The organism is Halomonas sp. RT37, from assembly GCF_040070525.1.
Lineage (GTDB): Bacteria > Pseudomonadota > Gammaproteobacteria > Pseudomonadales > Halomonadaceae > Halomonas > Halomonas litopenaei.
In genome coordinates this window covers 3,591,995-3,611,954 of the sequence record NZ_CP098827.1, presented here as the reverse complement: position 1 = coordinate 3,611,954, position 19,960 = coordinate 3,591,995, and the positions used below count along the sequence as shown (strand labels likewise).

Genomic DNA, 19,960 nt, shown 5'->3' with positions numbered 1-19,960 from the left:
CGAAGTCGTCGCGCCAGGTGAGCGATGCCACCAGCCTGAAACCATAAGCGCCGGACCTGAAATGGCCCGGCGCTTGGTGGGGATGGGAATTCCCTGGATGAATATTAGAAGTCCATGGTCCAGCCAAGGGTGAAGGTCCGTCCCCGACCCTGATAGTCGTACAGGTACTCCGGACCGTAGTAGGGCGAGTAGAACATTGCCGCTCGCTGTCCCCAGACGGTGGAATATTCCTCGTCGAGCAGGTTGTCGATACCCAGCGTCAGACGGCCGATATCGATATCCTGGGCCAGCGCCATGTCCACCGTGGTGTAGCCGTCGATCTGACGGTCATCGTCATCTTCCAGGTTATGGGCATGGTTGGCCTGCAGCCGGGCGCTGCGTCCTGCCGCCATGTCCTGCCAACCGACGAAGGCGGTGGCGGAGGACAGCGACGCATAGCGGGCGTCACGCTTTTCCCAGCTGCCGTTCTCGTCTTCCTGCTCCGAGCGCACCAGGTGCAGGGTGCCGCCGACCTCGAAGCCGCTGTCCAGGAAGCGGGTCACCGCCGCCTCCAGGCCGTAGTCGCGCTTGTTTTCCTCGACCACGCTGACCGACAGGTCTTCGGCATTTTCCACCGCCTTGTCGGACCAGGCGTAGTAGATCGCTGCCTGGGTGCTCCAGTCGGAGTCATTGAAGCGCCAGCCGAGTTCCACCTGGTCTGTCTTGATGGCGTCCAGCGGGTTGTCGTCGACGCTGATATCGGCGCTCTTGCCGTAGTACTTGGCCGGGTCCGGCAGCTCAAAGCCCTGGCTGAACTGGATCCAGTTCTGGTGGCCGTTGCCGTAATCGTAGAGGGCGCTTGCGTTGACCAGGGTGGCATCATAGTCATTCTCGCCACCCGGTACGCCGTTGAAGTCATCGACCTCGACGTCCATATGCTGCTGGCGCACCCCGGCGGACAGGGTCAGGCCGTCGGTGACCCGCCAGTCGCCCTGGGCGAAGCCGGCGTAGCCGTCGACCTCGTAGCTTGGATAGCGTGGGCCGATCTCGCGCTCTTCCTGGGTGAGACCGCCACTGGCATTCGAGGTGGCGATGTCGAAGTACATCTGGTCGGCGTCGAAGGACTCACGGTCCATGTCGAGGCCATAGGTCAGCGAGACGTGCTCACCCAGCTCGGCATCGAACAGCGCCTTGATACCGCCCAGATCGGTGTCCTGTTTGGAGGCGCGGAATTCGACGCCCTGAGTGGTGGCGTAGGGGAAGGCATTGAAGCTTGCCTCTTCTTCGCGATAGAACGCCTGCAGGTAGAAGTCCTGACCCAGCAGGTCGGCGTGGTGGTACTGCAGGTTGACCATGCGACGATCCGTCTCGGGATCGCGATCCGACGAATAGCCGTCGCGGATCTCGGCGCCTTCCAGATTGCCTAGCGCCAGGTTGGGGAAATAGAGCCCACGGTCCCCTTCATAGGCCGAGCGGTATAGCTGAGCGCCAAGCGTCAACGTCTGCTCGGCGCTCAGCGCCAGATCGACGCTGCCCATGATGTCGATGGAGCGATTGTCCTGCAGGTCGGTCTGGGCGATGTCCGGGAATATCTCGTCGCCGCGCCCGTCATAGAAGCGTCCATTGTCCTGATAGGCCACCGCCAGACGTCCCTGAACACGCTCGTTGCCGCCACTGATCGACTGGGCCAGGCGGAAGTCGGCGTCGTCACTGTCATTGAAGCCGCTGGTGACGCTCGTCGCGGTGGAAAAGTGGCGACCTGGGCCGTCACCTTTCTTCGTCACGATATTGATGATGCCGCCGGTGGCGCCACCGCCATAAAGACTGCTTGCGCCGGACAGCACCTCGACGCGCTCGATGTTGAACGGGTCGATGGCGTCGAACTGGCGCGACAGGCCCCGGGAGCTGTTCAACGAGACGCCGTCGATCAGCACCTGCACGCTGCGGCCACGCATGTTCTGGCCATAGTTGGTGCGTCCCTGGGGGGCCAGATCCAGCCCCGGTACCAACCGACCCAGCGCGGTCTTGAGGTCGGCTCCCGTCGCGATCTGAGTCTCCAGCTGCTGCTGGTCCACCACCCACACCGCACCGGGAATCTCGCTGATCGACTTCGGCGTGCGCGAGCCGACCACCACCATGGTCTCCTGGGATTGGACAGCTGCCTCGTCGGTGGCCGCCCTGGCGTCGGTGCCTGGCTGATCGGCGCCAACCGCCTGCGCCCAGCTAAGCGACGGAGCAGCGGCCAGCAGCAAAAGGCCTGCACCGAGGGAAAGTGACGCTGACAAGGGAGAGCCGCCATATGACGTAACGCCGGTGACTGGCGCAGTAGTAACGGGCCGCGGGCGTGTGTGGATCTGGGTCGGAATCTGGGAAGGCATGGAATGATCGCTTGGCTGATGTTGACCGGCTTGTCGAGACGAGCCGATGGGACAGTGCGGACCGGGCTTCTGGCGGCCCGTCTCGCGCCACCTGCCGAGGGAGCTGCGTGTTGCCCGTGGGGCAGGTGTGCAGCTTCGGCAGCGGCAAGCAATATAGCGAATTGTGAAAATAATGCGAAGCGTTCGTATTCAATTTTAAGATTTGTGCAAGTCAAGCTCACCCCCTCGCCGACCAGAGGCACAAGGCGTAGGCTGGATGCATCTACCACGCGACGATCAGGAGGCCTGATGGCACGAGTAAAGATCCTCAAGCAGGGCACGATCCACTGCTTTCCTCCCGGCCTGCGTGACGACCAGGGCGAGCTGGTCAACGCCGAGATTTCTGCGGTGGCCTACGACGGCGAGCGACTGTTGATGGCCAGCGACAAGCCGATTCCCGGCCACGAGCGTTCTGCCGCCTTCAGCCTGCCGTTGACCGCCGATGGTCCCGACGACAGCCGCATCGACTACCTGACCCAGCAGACCATCAAGGAAGCGGTGAAGTATGAAGACTTCGCCCTGACCACCGATGGGCGCCACATGATCGCCACCACCGGTTTCGATCGCATCGACGACGAGACCCACGAACTCAACGCCTACAACCACCTGCTGATCTGGCCACTTCACGAGCCTGACCGGGTCCAGGTGGTGGACCCCGACCCCCGCGACGGTGTGGAAGGCTCGCTCGAATTTCGTCGCAAGATGGACGCAGCCGTAGGCGAGCCCTACTACAAGATCGAGGGTCTGGCCGCGATCCCCGGGGAGCGTGGTGATGGCCTTTTGCTGTTCGGCATCCGCGAGCAGGGCAAGGCCCACGATGACTTCGACTACGTGCGCCGGGTCATTGGTGCCCACTACATCATCAACGACGACGACAACCTGGAGTTCGTCGACGCCCTGCACGATGTCTTCAGCTTCGACCCCGGCGAGTACGACGGCGTGGAGCACATCTGTGGCCTGTCGAGCCTCGAGTACGATCCCTACCACGGCCAGCTGTACCTGCTGACCAGCTTTGAGACCGAAGAGGGTGACGACGAGGTCATCGGCGGCTATCTGTGGGTGATGTCGCTGCACGACTTCCGCCAGGGCAGGGCACCCACCCTGGTACGCGACGAGAACGACAAGGTGCTCGAGTTCGAACACAAGGCCGAAGGCCTCGCCGTGCTGGACCGCGAACGCCTGTTCGTCGCTTACGACAACGACCGCAACTACGACCTGCACAGCGTCAGCGAACGCGACGAACGCCGCTGCTGCGAAGCCCCCTACACCATCCTCGGACTGGTGCAGTAGGCACGAAGCGGTTCAGGCATGGCACAACGCCACATCGAACCGAGGCAGAGCAAAACGCGGAGTTGGGGACTGGATAGCTCTGGAGTGGAGTAAAGAGGGATAGAGAGTGACAAGTAACGATAGCGATTAATTGCGCGTGAGAGTGGGTGCGGGAAGAAATGGCGCGGGGAAAAGTGCGTGCGGAACTGGACGATGGCGGGTACGCCTGCGGTACACCCAGCCGCCAAAACCGGACTTCGAGGCGCCGGAACGATGATGCGACAAGGGCTGTGATGCGAGGAAGGGCACAGCCAAAGCGCCTCGAAAGCCGCCATACTGATCAGTGGCAAGCGTCCACCCGAAACCCGCTAGCCTACGGCCGCAGCTTTCGCTATCATACGCCCGCGCTGATAAGGGCCTATAGCTCAGTTGGTTAGAGCAGGGGACTCATAATCCCTTGGTCGCTGGTTCGAGTCCAGCTGGGCCCACCAATGAAATCAGTGTCTTACGAATTTTGCCTGGTGAGTCCCATGGTCCAAGGGTACAGTTTCGGTACAGTGCCGATCCTTCAGCCCCCTGGAGACTTTCATGGCCACCATCGTCAAGACCCCTGCCGGTAGCTGGAAAGCCGTCATCCGCAAGACCGGCTGGCCCACCACCGCCAAGACCTTCCGCACCAAACGAGACGCCCAGGACTGGGCACGCCGCACCGAAGACGAAATGGTGCGCGGTGTCTATATCCAGCGCAGCGCTTCGGAGCGCATGACGCTCGAAGCAGCCCTCAAGCGCTACCTGGCCGACGTCACACCCACCAAGAAGCCCAGCACCCAAAAGAGCGAGCGCCACAAGGCCAGCACGCTGATCGAGCACTTGGGCAAGTACTCCCTCGCGGCCCTGACGCCGGAGCTGATTGCCAACTTCCGTGACACCCGCCTGAACAGCATTGGCCATCGTGGCCAGCCTATCAGCGCCAATACCGTGCGCCTGGAGCTCGCCTTGCTCGGCCATCTCTACACCGTGGCCATCCAGGAATGGGGTCTGGGCCTGACCTACAACCCCGTCCAAAACATCCGCAAACCCAGCCCTGGAGAAGGGCGCGACCGGCGCCTGAGCGCCGACGAGGAGAAGCGCCTGTTTGCCGTGCTACGGCAGCACAGCAACCCCATGCTGGCCTGGATCGCCAGAATCGCCCTAGAGACGGGCATGCGTTCGTCGGAGATCCTGACCCTCACTCGCTCACAGGTCGACGTGAAACGCCGCGTGGTGCGTCTCACGGACACCAAGAACAACGAGGCCCGCCTGGTACCGCTGACCCAGGCTGCCACCGAGGTGTTCAAGCGGGCGCTGAACAATCCGGTGCGCCCGCTCGAGTGCAACCTGGTGTTCTTTGGCGAGCCTGGAAAGGATGGCAAGCGCGGCCCCTACGCCTACACCAAGCTTTGGAACCAGGCGAAGAAGCAGGCCAGGCTCGATGACTTTCGTTTTCATGACCTACGCCACGAAGCCGTCAGCCGGCTGGTAGAGGCAGGACTATCCGACCAGGAGGTCGCCGCGATCAGTGGCCACAAGTCCATGCAGATGTTGAGGCGGTATACGCACCTTAGAGCAGAAGACTTAGTGGAAAAGCTTGATCGTATACCAAAGTGAAGTTCATGATATCAATAAAAGTTCCATTTGATTAAATCGATCTTAACAACCTAGGGAGAGGTTGAAGTGTTGGAGTCATTTTATTCATTCAGTCTAGGTTCTCCAGTGGCATTTCTTTCGATGCTGTTGGCAGTTTTATCATTGGCTTTTTATTTTCATAGAAGGGCTGGTTATTCTTATGGTGTCTTGAATAGGGTTTATGCGTTGTTGATGGGGGGAGGGGAGTTTTATAACGAAGAAATAAGTGGGTTTTGGAAAGAGCGTAGAGATATTGAGAGGTTTAATGCCCTTTTTAATGTGGGAGCTAGGTCTATTGGAGAGGTGGTTGGTTTTAAAGCTTGGGTTGAGAAGTTTGGTATAGATGTGCGCTTGGTGACCAGCTTGAGGAAGAGAATTGATCTGGAAAGGATGAAGGTGGTTAAGGTTAAGTGGTGGGAACCACCGTTTTTTATGTCTATTTTGCTTTCTGTTTTTATCGTCTTTATGTTTTTTTTATCAATAGCAGCTTCCAGCTCAGCATTGTTGAAGTTTAAGGGGGATGGCCAATGGCTGTGGTTGGGTCACGAAAAAGCTTATAGTACAGCCCTGAATGATTTAGTCAATGGCGGTGAAAAATGGGTTATTTCTAAGTCAGAGTGTGACAAAGCCGAGGGGGATTATGAAGACTTGCTTTTCGATTCCGGTCCTAATGAAGAGGTTGTGAATATCATATGCAATTCTTTTTTTGATGAGGAAGAGATTGCTGAGGTTGATAAGATAATAAAAGAGCAAAAGGTTTTCTTTGCTCCGGCAATAGGTTCTTTTTTGGGGTATACGGATTTAATGGTTGATGGGGCACCTTCACCCCATCAATCTGATACCACCCTCAGATGGTTGATAGATCGACTCCGTAGTTGAGTTCCTCTGCGAAGTCCGGCAGTCCGTAACCGATGGTTTTCTTGTAGAAAGGAGAGACCTTCGCAGTCGGTGCCTTCTTCTTGTGCTTCGTGGTGTAGAGCATTCGTGCCCGCATCACCTCGAAGGAGTAACCGCGCCCTTCACGGTTCTTGTCCTTGGCCAGTCGGTTGATGGACTCCGTGTAAGCGTTGGTGACGGGCATGTCCGTCTCGAAGTAGGTCATGGTCTCTTCGCGCCAGTTTCCCACTGCCCTGACCAGATCGCTCCAGACTTCCTTTTGGCCCTTCGGGATGGTGGCTATCCACTCGTCCAGGGCGGCTTCTGCCTGGAGCCGTGTGGTGGCGTCCCAGATGCCGTAGAAGCGCTCCTTGTGCTCGTAGGCGGCCAGCAGTTGCGGGAACGCGCCTGTCCAGGTCTCCATGATGAGGCGCTCCCGGTCTGAGACTTCGTGAGCGCGTTTCAGCAGGATTTTCCGGTCTCCCTTGAGAGTCCGGCTCTGGGACGGTTTCAGCTCCTTTCTGAGGCCCTTGCGCACTCTCTCTAGGGCATCGTTGGCCATGCGCACCACATGGAACTTATCGACCACGATACGGGCCTGGGGCAGCACAGCCTTGACCGCTGCCCGGTAGGGGTTCCACATGTCCATGCTGACGATCTCGACCTTCTGCCGGTCTTTCAGCTTCATCAGGTAGTTGGTCACCACGTCCTGGCGGCGGGTGGCCAGCAGGTCGAGCAGGGTTCGCTCCTCAATGTTGGTCAGAATGCAGCGGTAGCGCTTGTTCAGGTATAGCTCGTCAATGCCCAGGATGCGGGGCGTCTCGAAGCGGTGCCAGCGCCCCAGGAACTCGGCGCGGGCGTTGAAGATGTCGCGCACCGTCTTCTCGTCCAGGCCGGTCTGTGCCGCCACAAAGGTGTAGGGGTGGTTGAAGGATTCCTTCTCCACGTACTCATGCAGCCGCAGTGTCATACGGAATCCGTCCACCATCTCCGGTAGCTGGGGCCTGAATGTTGTCTTGCAGGCCCGGCAGGTGTATCGGCGGCGGACCACCCAGAGAGTGACCCGCTTGCCGTGGATGGGCAGATCACGATAGGGAACGTCACGCTTGCCGAACCGTACGAACTCACCCTGCACGCCGCATTCCTCGCAGGCGATGGGATCGGGCACGTCCACCTGGAAGTGCATTTCGTCGTCGGTTGATTTGCAGCCCAGTACTTGGTATTGCGGCAGGTGAAGGATGTTGTCGGGAAGTTCGGTCATGGTGTTGTATAGGCGTAGGTGTCAGTCAGATCCATCCGGCTCGGCATTGGTGTTTGCTTTTTTACCCAACAAGCTGCTGGAAACGAAAAGTAAGGCACCGAGGACAATTGCAATATCAGCCAGGTTGAAGGCCGGCCAATGCCAGTCTCGCCAATAGAAATCAAAGGAATCCACAACATAGCCGCGAAAGACCCGGTCAATCAGGTTGCCCATGGCGCCACCGAGGATAAGACTGTAAGCGATGGCTTCTCCTTTATGACGATTTTCAAGGATCAGCTTGATCAGAAAAATCGAGACCACTACCGCGATTCCGATAAAAAAGTAGCGCTGCCAGCCTCCACCATTCGCAAAAAGACTGAATGCGGCACCGGTGTTCCATAGGTGCACCCAGTTAAAGAACGGGGTCACCGAAACATACTCGCCATAGGCCATTGATTGCTGCACCAGCCACTTTACAGCCTGATCAGACGCTGCCAGCAGGCCCGATATGGACAATAGGGCATACGGCGAGAGCTTTTTGCCAATAATGAGCATTATTTAACCCTTCAACGCCAAAATGCGTCTAGCACCGTTAAGTACAATGCCCCCCGCGATGGTGCCGATAATCAGATCCGGATAATTGGAACCGGTCCACGCGACCAGGGCGCCGGCGGTGATGACCCCCAGGTTGATCACCACGTCGTTGGCCGAGAATATCCAGCTTGCCTTCATGTGCGCCCCGCCTTCCCGATGTTTGGATATGAGCAGCAGACAACTGGTATTGGCAATCAATGCGACGAATGCGATAGCCATCATCACCAGCGATTCAGGCTCACTACCGAATACAAAGCGTCTCACCACCTCTACGAGCACGCCCACAGCCAAGATCAGTTGCAGTACACCAGCAAGATGCGCGGCACGTACCTGCATTTTCACGCTATGTCCAACCGCATAAAGGGCAAGCCCGTACACCGCCGCATCGGCAAAATTGTCCAGGGATTCTCCAATCAGGCCGGTGGACTGGGCGATCAGACCGGCAGTCATTTCCACCACGAACAGAAGTGCATTGATGCCGAGCAACCAGCGCAGGGTCCCGGATTCTTGCTTAGCAGAAGCTGCCGAAAACTCGGCGGCCTTGATGGTCTCCGGATTTGCAGCGACGGTTTCCTGAAGCGAGGCGCCTAGCCCCAAGGTCTTCAGTTTCGAGGTGACGGGCTCGACCTCGCCGTCATGCACGACCTTCAGCCGGCGGTTCGACAAGTCGAAGGACAGCGCCCGAATCTCCTCAAAGCCGTTCAGGGCTAGGCGAATCATTCGTTCTTCTGATGGACAGTCCATCTTCGGCACGGCATAAACACTGACCCATCTCCCTGGCGCCTCGGAGGAGGCCTGTATATCGGTATCCGCTGCGGACGTTGCATCACCGCCACAGGCGCCACCACAGGATTTGCTCATGATACGACTCCACTTGAACAATGTTGTGGTACCATTTAAAACTATAAAGCTACTATAAGGTCAATAGAGTAAAGAATCCGTTGGGGAGGAGGCTGATGCGCATTGGTCAGTTGGCGCAGTTGGTAGGGGTCGAAACACAGACGATCCGCTTCTATGAACAGCAGGGCTTGTTGCCGCCGCCTGATCGGCAGGACAACGGTTACCGTGTCTATACCGAGAAGCATGGTGAGGGGCTGGCCTTCATCCGTCGCTGCAGAATCCTGGGCCTGTCACTGGCTGAGATTCACGAACTACAGAGCTATCAGGACGACCCTCATCAGCCTTGTACCGCCGTCAACGCCTTGCTCGATGATCACATCTCTCATGTGCGGTCGCAGATAACCGCTCTGCAAGCGCTTGAGAAACAACTCGTTTCACTGAGAGCGAGTTGCAACGATGACCGGGAAGTTGAGGCGTGTGGGGTTCTTGCTGGAATTAGCGAAGGAAACATGCACCAGCAGTAGGTGAAGCATCAACCAGATAATCCGATGAGATGCCGGTCTGTCTCACTCTCATGCAAAGGTAAGATCAACCATTTAATCCGCTTACCCCTTTTTTGTTGATGCTGATTCCGTTTTTAGAGTTGATGGCAACATCAAAAGCAGCAATCGCACGGCGCCATATCCTGCATAAATATAATTCTTATAAAAATAGATAGCTTTTCTTTCGCGAAGTAAGTTTCTCGCGTCGACGTTGGTGGTGTTTGAGTGTGGATTAATCCATGCTTTAGCCCAACCGTTTAATGAGATAATAAGAATAATGATATTATTATTCTTATTATTATTGTGCGCCAGGCACGGCGCGCAACACATGTATGGGGCTATTTCCAAAGTTAGTGCCATGGTTAGCAGGGGAGGTGCTAGCCAAAGGTAGGGGGCGACCGTGAAGTTCGATCTCTGAAAAACCGATAAGGATTTTCATTAAGATTCTGCGGTCAAGCAGTGTCATCTTCAAGCGCTTAAGTGGATGATAGCTTAATATCGTATTTCGTATCGTATTTCATATTATACGAAATATGAAATACGAAAGGCTTTGGGTTGTGATGCCATGGGCGGATAGCTGACGGACAGGTTAGTGGTAACGCCGGTTCCTATCCATGTAGGGTAAACGCCTCCCTCATACATAAGCTCAATCTTGGTTGTTTGATATTTTTTTGGAATATGCTTATAGCATTCATAACACCATGATTTGGAAGAGGTTCGTTGGGAAGTAGAGGTGACAATGTATTAAAAGGTTTTCCTTATCTGTTTACATTTTTTCGTCAAAATATATCGTTTTGATTGTCGCAGTTCCTTGGGCTGGACTTAGCTCGTTGAATTCTGGCTAGCATGGATTAACAATTCCTCAATCGAAGGTTGCTTTATGGAGGTGTGGTCATGCGTGCTGAGGACTATCTTATCCAGCGCTTCGGGCTTTTGATGAGTATTAATGACCTTGCTGATTTGCTGGGTCGCTCACCTGACGGTGTACGTGTATCCCTTTACACAGATACTGACGTGTCGCGAAAACTGAAGCCGACAATGGTGAAGGTGGGGCGTCGTGTGTATTTTCGGACACTTCAAGTCAAAGATGTCTTGAACCTGGATAACTAATGAGCGTTCAGGCAATTTCTTGGGCCTTGGAGCAGCAGATCGTGACTGATGCCAGCGCCCGTCATGTTCTCGTGGCATTAGCCAATCATGCAGACAATACGGGTCGAGATGCTTATCCAAGTGTTAATTTGCTCTGTCGCTATACGGGGCTAAAGCGACGAACAGTATTGGATAAGCTCAAGTTGCTACAAGATATAGGGGTGGTTGTGAGAGGAAATCAACGAATTGCTGAAGCGAAAATAAAGCGAGCTGATCGGCGCCCTGTAGTATATGACATTCGCATTGATCTTGGGGTTGATAGTTTCTCAGTAACTGATGAGAAAGAGAACGGGCACCGGGATGCAGGGTCTGCACCCCGCAGAAAATCACGGGATGCAGATGCTGCACCTCGTTTCGATGACGGGGTGCAAATGACTGCGGAGCGGGGTGCAGATTCTGCACCCAAACCGTCCTTAACCAAAAACACACACACTCACATGGACTGGCCATGTGACAGCCCTCGTGAAAAGTATCAGTTAGATTACGATTGGAAGCCGAATCTAGATATGTTTTACGAATCTTGTCTTCGCCGAAACATGACTGAGATTGTCAGTCCTAGTCCAGAGGAGCTGGCCAATTTCGTTGGGCATTACTCAGAAATGGATAGGTGTCTTACCGACAGGGGATGGAATGACCTGCTTGCACGTTGGTGTTCAGAAAACCGAAAAGGAGAGGCTAAGAAAAAAAGAGCGAAGTCGAGTTCGTGTGGAAAATCTTACTCTTCTAGCGCTGAAGAAAATAAATCGGGTAGTAACCGTGCTATGTCAAAGTTCCAGGCCTCAGAAGATTATAAAGATGAGCTTCCTCGAGCCGAGTTAGCAGAGCACCTAGGACGGAGAAGGGCGGATCTCATCGCCAAGCGCTACGGCAGCGACAAGGTTGGAGCTCCTGCAGTAGAAGAAATGCGAAGAACCCTCCGCACATAGGATTCAAGCGGCGCGGAACGGGGGTGATGGCCCCGACCGCGCCTAACCACAACTGCCTGCGTAGGAGGCACCCATGGCTAACAGACAGGGTATCACACCCGCCTTCACCGACAGTGGACTGTCACGGCTGTACCGATCACACGCGGTCGAACAGCACGCCATCCAAAGTGAGATTCAAACTCTGGTGATCATCGCCGGTTACGCTTGCGATTTTCTCACCGAAGGGGTGGAAGCCCTTCCCGAAGACTTCTTCACCTGCATCGAGGAGATGAAAGAGGTGATGGAGTCCATTGACCTGAAAAGTCTGGATTTTGAAAAGCGGTCGCTCACGCTCCAGAGAACGAAACGGCGTCTGGAGGCCAAGTCGACCCGTCAGGATCGTCAAAAGGAGGTTTGATCATGAGCAACAAAATTTCGTGCGCACGAAAAATGGGCGGTCTCGCCCTCGCGGCCACCATCGGACTGTCGCAGCCAACCATGGCAGGCGGGATTCCCGTTATCGACGTGTCGAGCCTGACCCAGCAGATTTTGCAGGTCCAACACATGTTGGATCAGATCGACCAACTGAAAAGCCAGCTCGAAACGGCCAACAAGGAGTTGGACAACATGAGCGGGGTTCGTGGCTTGGGCAACGTCATCGACTCGGCCTATGACACCGCCGTGAACGTCGATCCTAACCAGGTGCTGAGTGACGCCGGCATCAGGGGGGCGAGCGAACACGGCCTGTCCGGCGACGTGGCGGACCTGTACGACAGCGGCAACCAGAACACGGCGACCTGGCTTGGCCAGTCCCAAAAGTCCCTGGAGCAAGCGCAGGAGCGTTTCATCGAGCTGACGGGCTTGGTGGCTGAGGTCAACAACAGCCCGGACCAGAAAGACATTCTGGACCTCCAGGCCCGTATCGGCGCCGAACAAGTCATGCTGCAAAACGAGATGGCCAAACTGTCCATGTTCCGTTCGCAGGCCGAGGCCAACCAGGCGCTTCACGCACAGCGGGTTCAGCAGATGCGTGTCGCTTCATCAGGAGAACCTTTCGAGCTTGATTGGTAAGGAGGCTTTATGAGTACCAGGAAAATTTCGTGCGCACGAAATATCGCCGTTGTGGTTCTGGTCAGCGTTGCGCAGTCCGGGTGCTTTGATGACACCCCGGATACTGGCCTGGTGCAGACCGTGGACTGGTACAAAACGCATGACGACGAGCGCAAGGTGACACTGGAGACGTGTGGCAACAACCCTGGCGAACTCCAGGAGGCGCCGAATTGCATTAATGCACTCCAAGCGGAGCGGGCACTGTCTAGCGGTGAGCCCTTCGAGCTCGATCTGTCTAGCCTAAAAAGCGAGGAGGACTCATGAACCTGTTTGAAGGCATGTTCTCCGTGGTTGATCAGGCACTGGACCAGTACATCGTCAACACGGCTACTGACCTCATCGCTTACATCACTCCAATGTTTACCAGCATGTTGATCGTCTGGATTGCCATCTGGGGCTATTTGATGATGTTTGGCAAAGTCAGTGAGCCCTTGCAGGAGGGTGTTTTTCGCATCCTTCGCATCGGCTTCATCATGACACTGGGACTGACGGTCGGTACCTATATGGGCGTCGTGGTGGACGTGCTGGCTCACGGCCCGGAAAAGGTAGCAGTAGTCATCACGGGGTCCAATGGAGGTGCCGCGGCCATTTTGGACAGCCTGTTCTCCCGCGTTCTCGCCGTAGCTGATCAGGCCTGGGATAAAGCGGGAGTCATGAGTGGTGATTTCGGCATGTATTTAGTGGCAATTCTGATCATGGTGTTTGGTGGTGGTGTTGCCATCGTAGTGGCTTTTCTCCTGCTGGCCAGCAAGGTGGCAACGACAGTGCTGTTGGCGATTGGTCCGCTCTTTATCATCGGCCTGCTGTTTAACAGCACCCAACGCTTTTTCGAGAGCTGGCTGGGCATGGTGATAAATTTCGGCATGCTGCTGGTTTTGGGTTCCGCCATTGGGCGCATGGTCATCGATGTCAGTGAAGCGTTCATGAACATCGTGGAATCCTCGGCAGGCAGCATGGCCAGTATGACCACAAGCGCCTATCTGATTGCTTTTTTTGCTCTTGGCATCCTCGTGCTTAAGCAGGTGCCGGCCATTGCTTCTGCATTGGGCGGTGGTGTGGCATTGGCAACTCAGGGCGCTCTGGGCTCTGCTATGTCCGCGATGCGTCCCTCAGCCATCCGCCGTCAGTATCGCGGTGTTCAACGTGATGCACGCTTAGCAGGCAGTGCGGCAACCTCTCCTTACCGTGGCGCCAAGTCTGCCTATCGTGCCTACCAGAAGCGTTTCGGTGCTGGCAACACGATGACAGGAGGATAAGTCATGAATACCAATATCAAATGGTTAGATACCTGGCGCGTCCGCGTGGCGCGGGTAAAGCGTGGGGTGGGGCTGGTCATCTCGGGCCTGTTACTGGTGGTGGGTATCCTGTTGTCTGTGGCGTTGCTCCCTGAACTGCCTGGTTTGGTCAGCGTCGCTCTTACTGGCGATGGCGAGGCTGCTCGTACCCTGTTTGTCTGCGTGGCCGGCATTGCCGTGTGTGTTCTCCAGTGGCTATGGCGCACAACGATATATCCCGAGCTTCGGCGTGATCCATCTCAGAAGGAGACCTCATGAGCTACCGGCGCTTGACACCCGAAGAGATCGAAGACCTGCAAGCTGAGATGCGTGCCTCTGGGCAGTGGATGAAAGCTGAGCTGGCCAAGCGTCGCCGGAAGCATGGAGAGACGGAAGCGGTTGAGACAAGTGCCTCCCCTATTACTAATGGCGAAGCCTCCCGATCAGCCCCTGGCGACGAGCAGGTTTGAGACAGGTCCATGCGTATTACTAATGGCGAAGCCCTTGGGATTGAGGATGGCAACGCAGCCAATAGCACATGCAGCTTTTCGTGCGCACGAAATTTCTGGATGTTCCAAAGGTGTTCAAGGGTCCGTGCGTATTACTAATGGCGAAGCCTAACGCATATCCCTGTGGTTGCTAGCCTCGCCCGAGGAGCCTCCATTTTTCTTACGTACGAAAAGAAAGTATGGGTTTAGGGCTAGGGCAGGATTCGGCAAGTGCTGGCGTATGCCGGCAAGCTTGCCTAGCCCCACCTCTCATCGGTGGAGAGAACTGGACTATGCCGAGAGTTGAAGCACGCCTGACAGACAGCGAGAAGGAAGCCTGGACGCAGTTCTGCAAGGCTAACGGCCTGCGCGAGTCGGACATGCTACGGCGGATGATTCAGCGCGTTTCAGGAAGAGCAGTAACGTCGCACGACCATGAAATCGAAACTAGATCCCGAAAACTTACCATCCGCCTATCGCCCACCCAGGAACGCTGGCTAGCACAACGCGCCCAAGAGGAGGGCTATCCCAGCCGGACCAGTTGGGTCACGGCAATGGTTATGGCTGAACTGTATCAAGAGCCCGTGCTGACAGACTCCGAGGTGGCCGTCTTGCGGGAGTCAAACAGGGAATTACGTGCCATTGGTAAAAACCTGAACCAGATCACCAAGGTTTTGAATATCGAATTTCGTGATAGCGACAAGCTCAAGCGGGAGGCCATCGAGGCGCTGGCCGAGAGAATTGAGCAGCACAAGGACCAGGTGGCCAGTCTGCTGTCCAGGAACATGAATCGATGGAGGGATGATGGATAAGCCGGAAGTCGTCGTGCGGATCGTCAGTAATGCCTACGATGCGGACCAAGTAGAGAGCGATTTGCTTCGCATCAGTAAGAACGGAGCCGTGGAGCTTGAGGACGAAAGCGGCCAGTTCTCTTTCACGGAAGATATGGTACGTGACTTGGCTAAAGACTGGTCGAGGTTTCAAGGTCGGCAGCGCAAGAACTCTCGTTATACCACCAATATCGTTCTGTCGATGCCGGCCGGAACCGACCTGCAGGCGCTAAAAAGGGCCTCCCAGGCGTTCGCCAAGCGGCAGTTTGGTCAGAATTATCAGTATGCCATGGCTCTGCACACGGACACCGACAATCCGCATGTCCAACTCACGGTGCGGAATCTTGGCAATGATGGGCGTCGGTTGCATGTGGCGAAGGGCGACCCGCAGAAGTGGCGGGAGGTCTTTGCAGCCGAGCTGGAACGGTGCGGGGTGGAAGCGAAAGCCACATTAAAGGCCATCCGAAGGAGGAAAGATGGGGAGTCTGGCTGACGACACGATTGCTGACCTGCTGGAAGGCCCGGTCAAGAGCAAGGGTGGACGATCCGGCAACCGTGCGCGTGCCCGGCGGGTGGTGAACTATGCGCCCGAGGTCATGGTGAAGATCACCGGTAATGCCAAGGGAGCCGATCATGTCCAGTCCCACCTGGACTACATCAGCCGGAACGGCAAGCTGGAGCTCGAGGACGAGCATGGCGATATGATCAAGGGGAAAGACGAGGTGCGTTCCCTCGCCAAGGACTGGTCGCAGGATCAGGGCAAGCGCCGGAAGAACACTCGCGACACCACCAACATCATCATGTCCATGCCAGCCGGCACTGAACCGCGCGACGTGAAGAATGCCGTCCGAGCATTCGCCAAACGACAGTTTGGCCAAAATCATCAGTATGTCATGGCGCTGCACACCGACACGGACAGTCCCCACGTCCACCTGACGGTGAAGTGCCTGGGCTATGACGGCCGTCGATTGAACGTGAAGAAGGGTGACCCGCAGAAGTGGCGAGAGGCCTTCGCGGCGGAGCTAGAGCGCCGAGGGGTAGAAGCCGAGGCCACGCCGCGTGCCACCCGTGGCGTGATAAAGAGGGGCGTCAGCCAAGTGGTGCGCCACATCCGCGAGAAAGGCCAGACGCCACAAGTGGATCAGGCGAAGGTCCGAGAGATCTTAGAAGACTTCCGTGACCAGCGGGCGGGAAAACCCCAGAGGCCACGGCCTTGGGAAGACCGTATCAAGGAGCGCCAGACCTACGTTCGCAAAGCTTGGCTGACGGCGGCCAAGGACTTGAACCAAAGCCGTGACCCTGAGGACCAGGAGCTGGCCGAGAGCATCGCGGCTTTTGTGGGTTCCATGCCGCCGATGAAGACCGAGCGACACGAACTCCAGAAGATGGTTGTGGAGCGGCTACAACGTAGTGCTCAAACGCGTCAGGGGAGAGAGAAGGGCAGGGCGCAGGATCACCAAGATGAACGATAGGTTAGTTTTGGCAGATAAACTTTTCCCCTACCGGAGCACGGTAAAATCTGTATGGTCTATGAATTTGCTGACAGGACCCGGCGGCACCTTTGTACTTAAGTAGTCAGAACAAGTATTCGTCGTCTATGTCCTCAGGTGCCTCAATGGGCTGTAGCCAAGCGTCGGTCACTGACATCGTACGGCTATTCGGTGTGAACTCATCGTTCATCTTGGATACCTTTACCATGATGGGAACCTGAGCTGAGACGCCGGCAAGAACACATACACCGGTCGGAAGAATGGGAAGCGACTCAAATGATACTCGGTCGAGATATGCGACCGCCTTCTCAACCGCTCGGATATCTAGATCGTTTACTAAGCGGTGAAGGAAGTAGTTGTGCAGTTGGGAGATGATAGTCGGTGAAATGTCGTGTGGACGCTGGCTCGCGATCGTCAAAAATACACCAAACTTGCGTCCCTCTTTGATGATCTCTTCAAAGGTTTCTAGCCGGTAATCACGCCACGCATCACTTTCGCGAGTAGATTCTGATGAGAGAATGTTATGCGCTTCATCGATGATCAGATTAAGGTGCCGTTCATTGCCGGGATCTAGTTCTTTCTTTCGGTCATACAGATGCTTACACAGCAGCATTGGTATGACCTTGCGCATGGAAAGGTTAACATCACGGAGGGAAACAACAATCAGCGGCTCAGCGGGGATATCATCGTCTGTTGCCTGTATCAGCTTCTTTATATCTGGTACGCGTGTCTCCATACGCTTGATAAGTGGTGACAAATGTTCGCGGTTGGAGAAGCCGCTAATGATATCGCTGTAATACTGAAGAACGATCTTGAAGCGAATTAGGTCTATGCCTGGCTGAATCGCGGTGAAATCGATTGGCAAAGAAGTGATCTTGTCTTTGGTCAGCGATGGCCACACCGGGGTATCAGGATCGGTGGGTCTGTTGCTCCACGGCCCCCAGAAGAACTTTCGCAAGGTGCCGTTATAGTGGAGGTTCTGCTGAAAGTCGTCTATGACGTTCGTGAGCTCTTGCGGAGCGGAGCTACCCAGGCAGGTCTGAATCTCACCGAGCAGGTTCAGGACAGTCTGTCGGTCAATGGAAATGTCGCTGCTCTTGGTCGCGCGTAGAACCATGTCGCCGATAATTTCAAGCAGGTCCTGCGGATACTGTAATCTCCGCTCCCAGTAGTCGCTTGACAGGACGCGAGCGAGGAACGGTGCCTGGGTCTTCTCGGTGGCATCCAGGAGCACTGTCCAGAACGCGACATCCTCGATAGCCGTCTTTGCTAGTGGAAGTTTCGCACCGTCTTCCCTGCGCGTCGTAAGAACGTATTCGCGCTTGTTTTCTTGCGAGGTGATGACTTCAGTTGAGCAGTTGTCTCCCACTTCTGGTAACCGGTCAACGTACTCACCATTGAAGTCAATCAACACGAATTGTGAGCGTTCTCGAAACCCAGGCTTGTCACCGAACCGAGCGAATAGCTCGTGGTATAGCTTGGCGAGCGTGTAGGACTTACCACTTCCCGTGTTACCGAAGATGCCAACATGACTCGCGAAGATTGCATTGGTACCAATATTCACGGGCTGAGTCGGCTCCATCGCCAACGTGCCTATTTGCAGCGGTGTGTCTTGTTTGCTTACAAAGTTGTGAATGGCCTCGAATTCTTCCTCTGTTAAAATGAAGCACTCGTTGCCAAGGAGCGGCATTTCACGTACGCCACGAAAAAAAACTCCGCCCTCCAGGTAACCAATAAGACTGACATCGAGTGCACGACTCAGCGAATCTGAAGCTCGACGGTATTCTTTTGAAACTGTTCGGTCCTCCTCGACTCGTTCTCCGTCGACGACGGCGACAAGTTCGTCGAAGCCCTTCGCGATCTTGATGTAGCTTCCAACAGCGATATTTCTGACAACTTTTCCTTTGTACAGGAGGTGAGAGCCATTTTTCAGCTTACTCACCTCTATTCTGACGCGGCGTCCATCGACAGAGATTATCTTACCGACACTGAATACAGCATCGCGTTGCAAAAGTGCATCATCATCATGCATCGGTATCGCCTTCTGTCGAGCCGTTAAGCTTGAGTTCTATAACGTGGTCGGGTGGGCCGGGCGCCTCGGCCAGAAGAGGCGTGAGATAATCATCAACAAGCACGTCGATCGTGATTTTGTGTTCCTCCTCTCCGTCTGTCGGCTCATTGGGGGCTACGAAGAGGATGTTGCCATTCTTGATTTGCTCTTCCGAGATCAGCTCACTCATCCCATCACGAGCGTTACGTGAGTAGCAGAAGACGACCACCTGCAGTGTTGGGTTTGTCTTCGCCGCCCGGAGGACTAAGTCGCGAAGGTGCTCGTCGCGGAACGAGAATCCGTGGACGAAGAGAGCGCAGTTTTCTTTTTCAAGTTCGTTTGCGAGGCGACGTATGAGTTCGTAATAGGTCTTATTTAAAACAGTGGTCGCAAACTTTGTTTTTTCCGGGTTCACGATGCTTAGCTTGTTGTAAGCGGCTGCGAACGCCTTCCCGGTGCCGCTTAGGCTCTTGTCCCTTGCTTCATTGAGGAGGAGGTTTGCTTTTACATTGTCGGAATTTTTTATGTGGATAAGCTCTTGCTTTGCGGACTCGTAAGCGGCCCGCGTTTCAATAATCTGTGCCAACTGGTGGTCGAAATAAATTTCATTTCCTTCTTGTCGCCATGACGAGGATCCATGGATCTTGAAAAGGTTTATGACCGGAATCTCGGACCGGTACTCATATCTAGTTCCTTGGCGGATTCGCAGTGTGCCGTACTCGCCGAGATCAAGTCGAGGCCGTAGCTTACCCGAGAAGCCGTCGTTCATGTCTATCTCGAGTAATTCAAGGGCAACTTCGCATGCCATGTCGACGTTTGTAGTGAAAATGTTTGCCTGCTTCCCGAGCAAGGTGCTACGCCGTTTTAGTAGAATACGATTCAAGATGCTTACGAAGCGTGCATACGACCGAATTAGATCTTTCGCTTCATCTGCATGCTTGATGAGGGGAAGATTTGGCACTAAAACCTTCTCGAAGAAATATCCCTGTAACGAAGCCCGTGCAACGCTCGCAGCTGGCCGGTCTGGTCCAGACTCACCAATCTGCGTTAGTGCTTCTTCGATGTCACCAAGCTGTTCAAAGTAAGGAGTTGACGTGCCTGCACCAATTAGGAAGTTAATGTGTGAGTCTTGGATAATTGTCCGCAGCCGCTCTATCGTTAGGCCATCAGCAGGCGAAGGCGTCCTCGCGGACGAAGTGGTTACACTAAACTCGGCCTTTGTCATTGGCGTTTCCCTTTCTT

General features: G+C 55.3%; 20 protein-coding genes and 1 tRNA gene. 15 read left to right on the top strand and 6 right to left on the bottom strand.

Translation table 11 applies throughout. From position 1 onward, the window contains the following. Positions 1-104: 104 nt before the first annotated feature. Positions 105-2,264: a TonB-dependent receptor gene (locus NFG58_RS15695; RefSeq protein ID WP_348826943.1), complete on the bottom strand. Its 2,160-nt coding sequence runs from the start codon at positions 2,262-2,264 to the stop codon at positions 105-107. 381 nt (positions 2,265-2,645) lie between these two features. Between NFG58_RS15695 and NFG58_RS15690 the strand changes: the two genes are divergently transcribed. The 4 genes from NFG58_RS15690 to NFG58_RS15675 all read left to right on the top strand — a co-directional run bounded on the left by NFG58_RS15690 (position 2,646) and on the right by NFG58_RS15675 (position 6,209). Next, entirely contained in the window at positions 2,646-3,686 is a 1,041-nt protein-coding gene (locus tag NFG58_RS15690; RefSeq protein ID WP_348826942.1) for a hypothetical protein, read from the top strand. Positions 3,687-4,079: 393 nt separating this feature from the next. Next, a tRNA-Ile gene (locus tag NFG58_RS15685) sits at positions 4,080-4,156 on the top strand. Between the two features lie 97 nt (positions 4,157-4,253). Next, positions 4,254-5,312: a site-specific integrase gene (locus tag NFG58_RS15680; RefSeq protein ID WP_348826941.1), complete on the top strand. Its 1,059-nt coding sequence runs from the start codon at positions 4,254-4,256 to the stop codon at positions 5,310-5,312. A gap of 66 nt (positions 5,313-5,378) precedes the next feature. Next, complete coding sequence (locus NFG58_RS15675; protein WP_348826940.1) at positions 5,379-6,209, top strand: DUF6216 family protein; 831 nt, start codon at positions 5,379-5,381, stop codon at positions 6,207-6,209. On the opposite strand, the gene NFG58_RS15670 is transcribed toward NFG58_RS15675, so the two are convergent. The 3 genes from NFG58_RS15670 to NFG58_RS15660 are packed head-to-tail and all read right to left on the bottom strand — an operon-like array spanning position 6,178 to position 8,901. Beyond that, a complete protein-coding gene (locus NFG58_RS15670; protein ID WP_004574636.1) occupies positions 6,178-7,467 on the bottom strand; it encodes an ISL3-like element ISPpu12 family transposase in 1,290 nt (429 codons plus the stop codon). The genes NFG58_RS15675 and NFG58_RS15670 overlap by 32 nt on opposite strands. 21 nt (positions 7,468-7,488) lie before the next feature. Further along, a complete protein-coding gene (gene lspA, locus NFG58_RS15665) occupies positions 7,489-8,001 on the bottom strand; it encodes a signal peptidase II (RefSeq protein WP_004863699.1) in 513 nt (170 codons plus the stop codon). Positions 8,002-8,004: 3 nt separating this feature from the next. Then, a complete protein-coding gene (locus NFG58_RS15660; protein ID WP_004574643.1) occupies positions 8,005-8,901 on the bottom strand; it encodes a cation transporter in 897 nt (298 codons plus the stop codon). Between the two features lie 95 nt (positions 8,902-8,996). On the opposite strand from NFG58_RS15660, the gene cadR reads away from it, so the two are divergent. The 11 genes from cadR to NFG58_RS15605 all read left to right on the top strand — a co-directional run bounded on the left by cadR (position 8,997) and on the right by NFG58_RS15605 (position 16,650). After that, positions 8,997-9,404 (top strand): Cd(II)/Pb(II)-responsive transcriptional regulator, encoded by a 408-nt coding sequence (gene cadR, locus NFG58_RS15655; RefSeq protein ID WP_004364961.1) that lies wholly within the window; start codon positions 8,997-8,999, stop codon positions 9,402-9,404. A 912-nt stretch (positions 9,405-10,316) separates the two neighbouring features. Further along, on the top strand, positions 10,317-10,532 hold the full coding sequence (locus tag NFG58_RS15650; RefSeq protein WP_311948404.1) for a plasmid-related protein: 216 nt from the start codon (positions 10,317-10,319) through the stop codon (positions 10,530-10,532). Further along, a complete protein-coding gene (locus tag NFG58_RS15645; RefSeq protein WP_348826939.1) occupies positions 10,532-11,497 on the top strand; it encodes a helix-turn-helix domain-containing protein in 966 nt (321 codons plus the stop codon). The genes NFG58_RS15650 and NFG58_RS15645 overlap by 1 nt, the downstream gene beginning before the upstream one ends. A gap of 73 nt (positions 11,498-11,570) precedes the next feature. Continuing rightward, positions 11,571-11,894 (top strand): hypothetical protein, encoded by a 324-nt coding sequence (locus tag NFG58_RS15640; protein WP_348826938.1) that lies wholly within the window; start codon positions 11,571-11,573, stop codon positions 11,892-11,894. Between the two features lie 2 nt (positions 11,895-11,896). Further along, on the top strand, positions 11,897-12,547 hold the full coding sequence (locus tag NFG58_RS15635) for a type IV secretion system protein (RefSeq protein ID WP_348826937.1): 651 nt from the start codon (positions 11,897-11,899) through the stop codon (positions 12,545-12,547). 9 nt (positions 12,548-12,556) lie between these two features. Continuing rightward, a complete protein-coding gene (locus tag NFG58_RS15630; protein ID WP_348826936.1) occupies positions 12,557-12,850 on the top strand; it encodes an EexN family lipoprotein in 294 nt (97 codons plus the stop codon). Continuing rightward, entirely contained in the window at positions 12,847-13,842 is a 996-nt protein-coding gene (locus NFG58_RS15625) for a type IV secretion system protein (protein WP_348826935.1), read from the top strand. The genes NFG58_RS15630 and NFG58_RS15625 overlap by 4 nt, the downstream gene beginning before the upstream one ends. A 3-nt stretch (positions 13,843-13,845) precedes the next feature. Continuing rightward, a complete protein-coding gene (locus NFG58_RS15620) occupies positions 13,846-14,139 on the top strand; it encodes a hypothetical protein (RefSeq protein WP_348826934.1) in 294 nt (97 codons plus the stop codon). Positions 14,140-14,641: 502 nt separating this feature from the next. Then, positions 14,642-15,160, top strand: coding sequence for a plasmid mobilization relaxosome protein MobC (mobC, locus tag NFG58_RS15615; RefSeq protein WP_348826933.1), 519 nt, complete (start codon positions 14,642-14,644; stop codon positions 15,158-15,160). Next, the gene (locus NFG58_RS15610) at positions 15,153-15,671 is read left to right on the top strand and encodes a relaxase/mobilization nuclease domain-containing protein (protein WP_348826932.1); all 519 of its coding nucleotides are present in this window, start codon (positions 15,153-15,155) and stop codon (positions 15,669-15,671) included. Before mobC ends, NFG58_RS15610 begins: the two co-directional genes overlap by 8 nt. Further along, positions 15,655-16,650, top strand: coding sequence for a relaxase/mobilization nuclease domain-containing protein (locus NFG58_RS15605; protein ID WP_348826931.1), 996 nt, complete (start codon positions 15,655-15,657; stop codon positions 16,648-16,650). Before NFG58_RS15610 ends, NFG58_RS15605 begins: the two co-directional genes overlap by 17 nt. A gap of 103 nt (positions 16,651-16,753) precedes the next feature. On the opposite strand, the gene NFG58_RS15600 is transcribed toward NFG58_RS15605, so the two are convergent. After that, a complete protein-coding gene (locus tag NFG58_RS15600; RefSeq protein WP_348826930.1) occupies positions 16,754-18,700 on the bottom strand; it encodes an ATP-binding protein in 1,947 nt (648 codons plus the stop codon). Further along, positions 18,693-19,943, bottom strand: coding sequence for an SIR2 family protein (locus NFG58_RS15595; protein ID WP_348826929.1), 1,251 nt, complete (start codon positions 19,941-19,943; stop codon positions 18,693-18,695). Before NFG58_RS15595 ends, NFG58_RS15600 begins: the two co-directional genes overlap by 8 nt. Positions 19,944-19,960 lie beyond the last annotated feature (17 nt).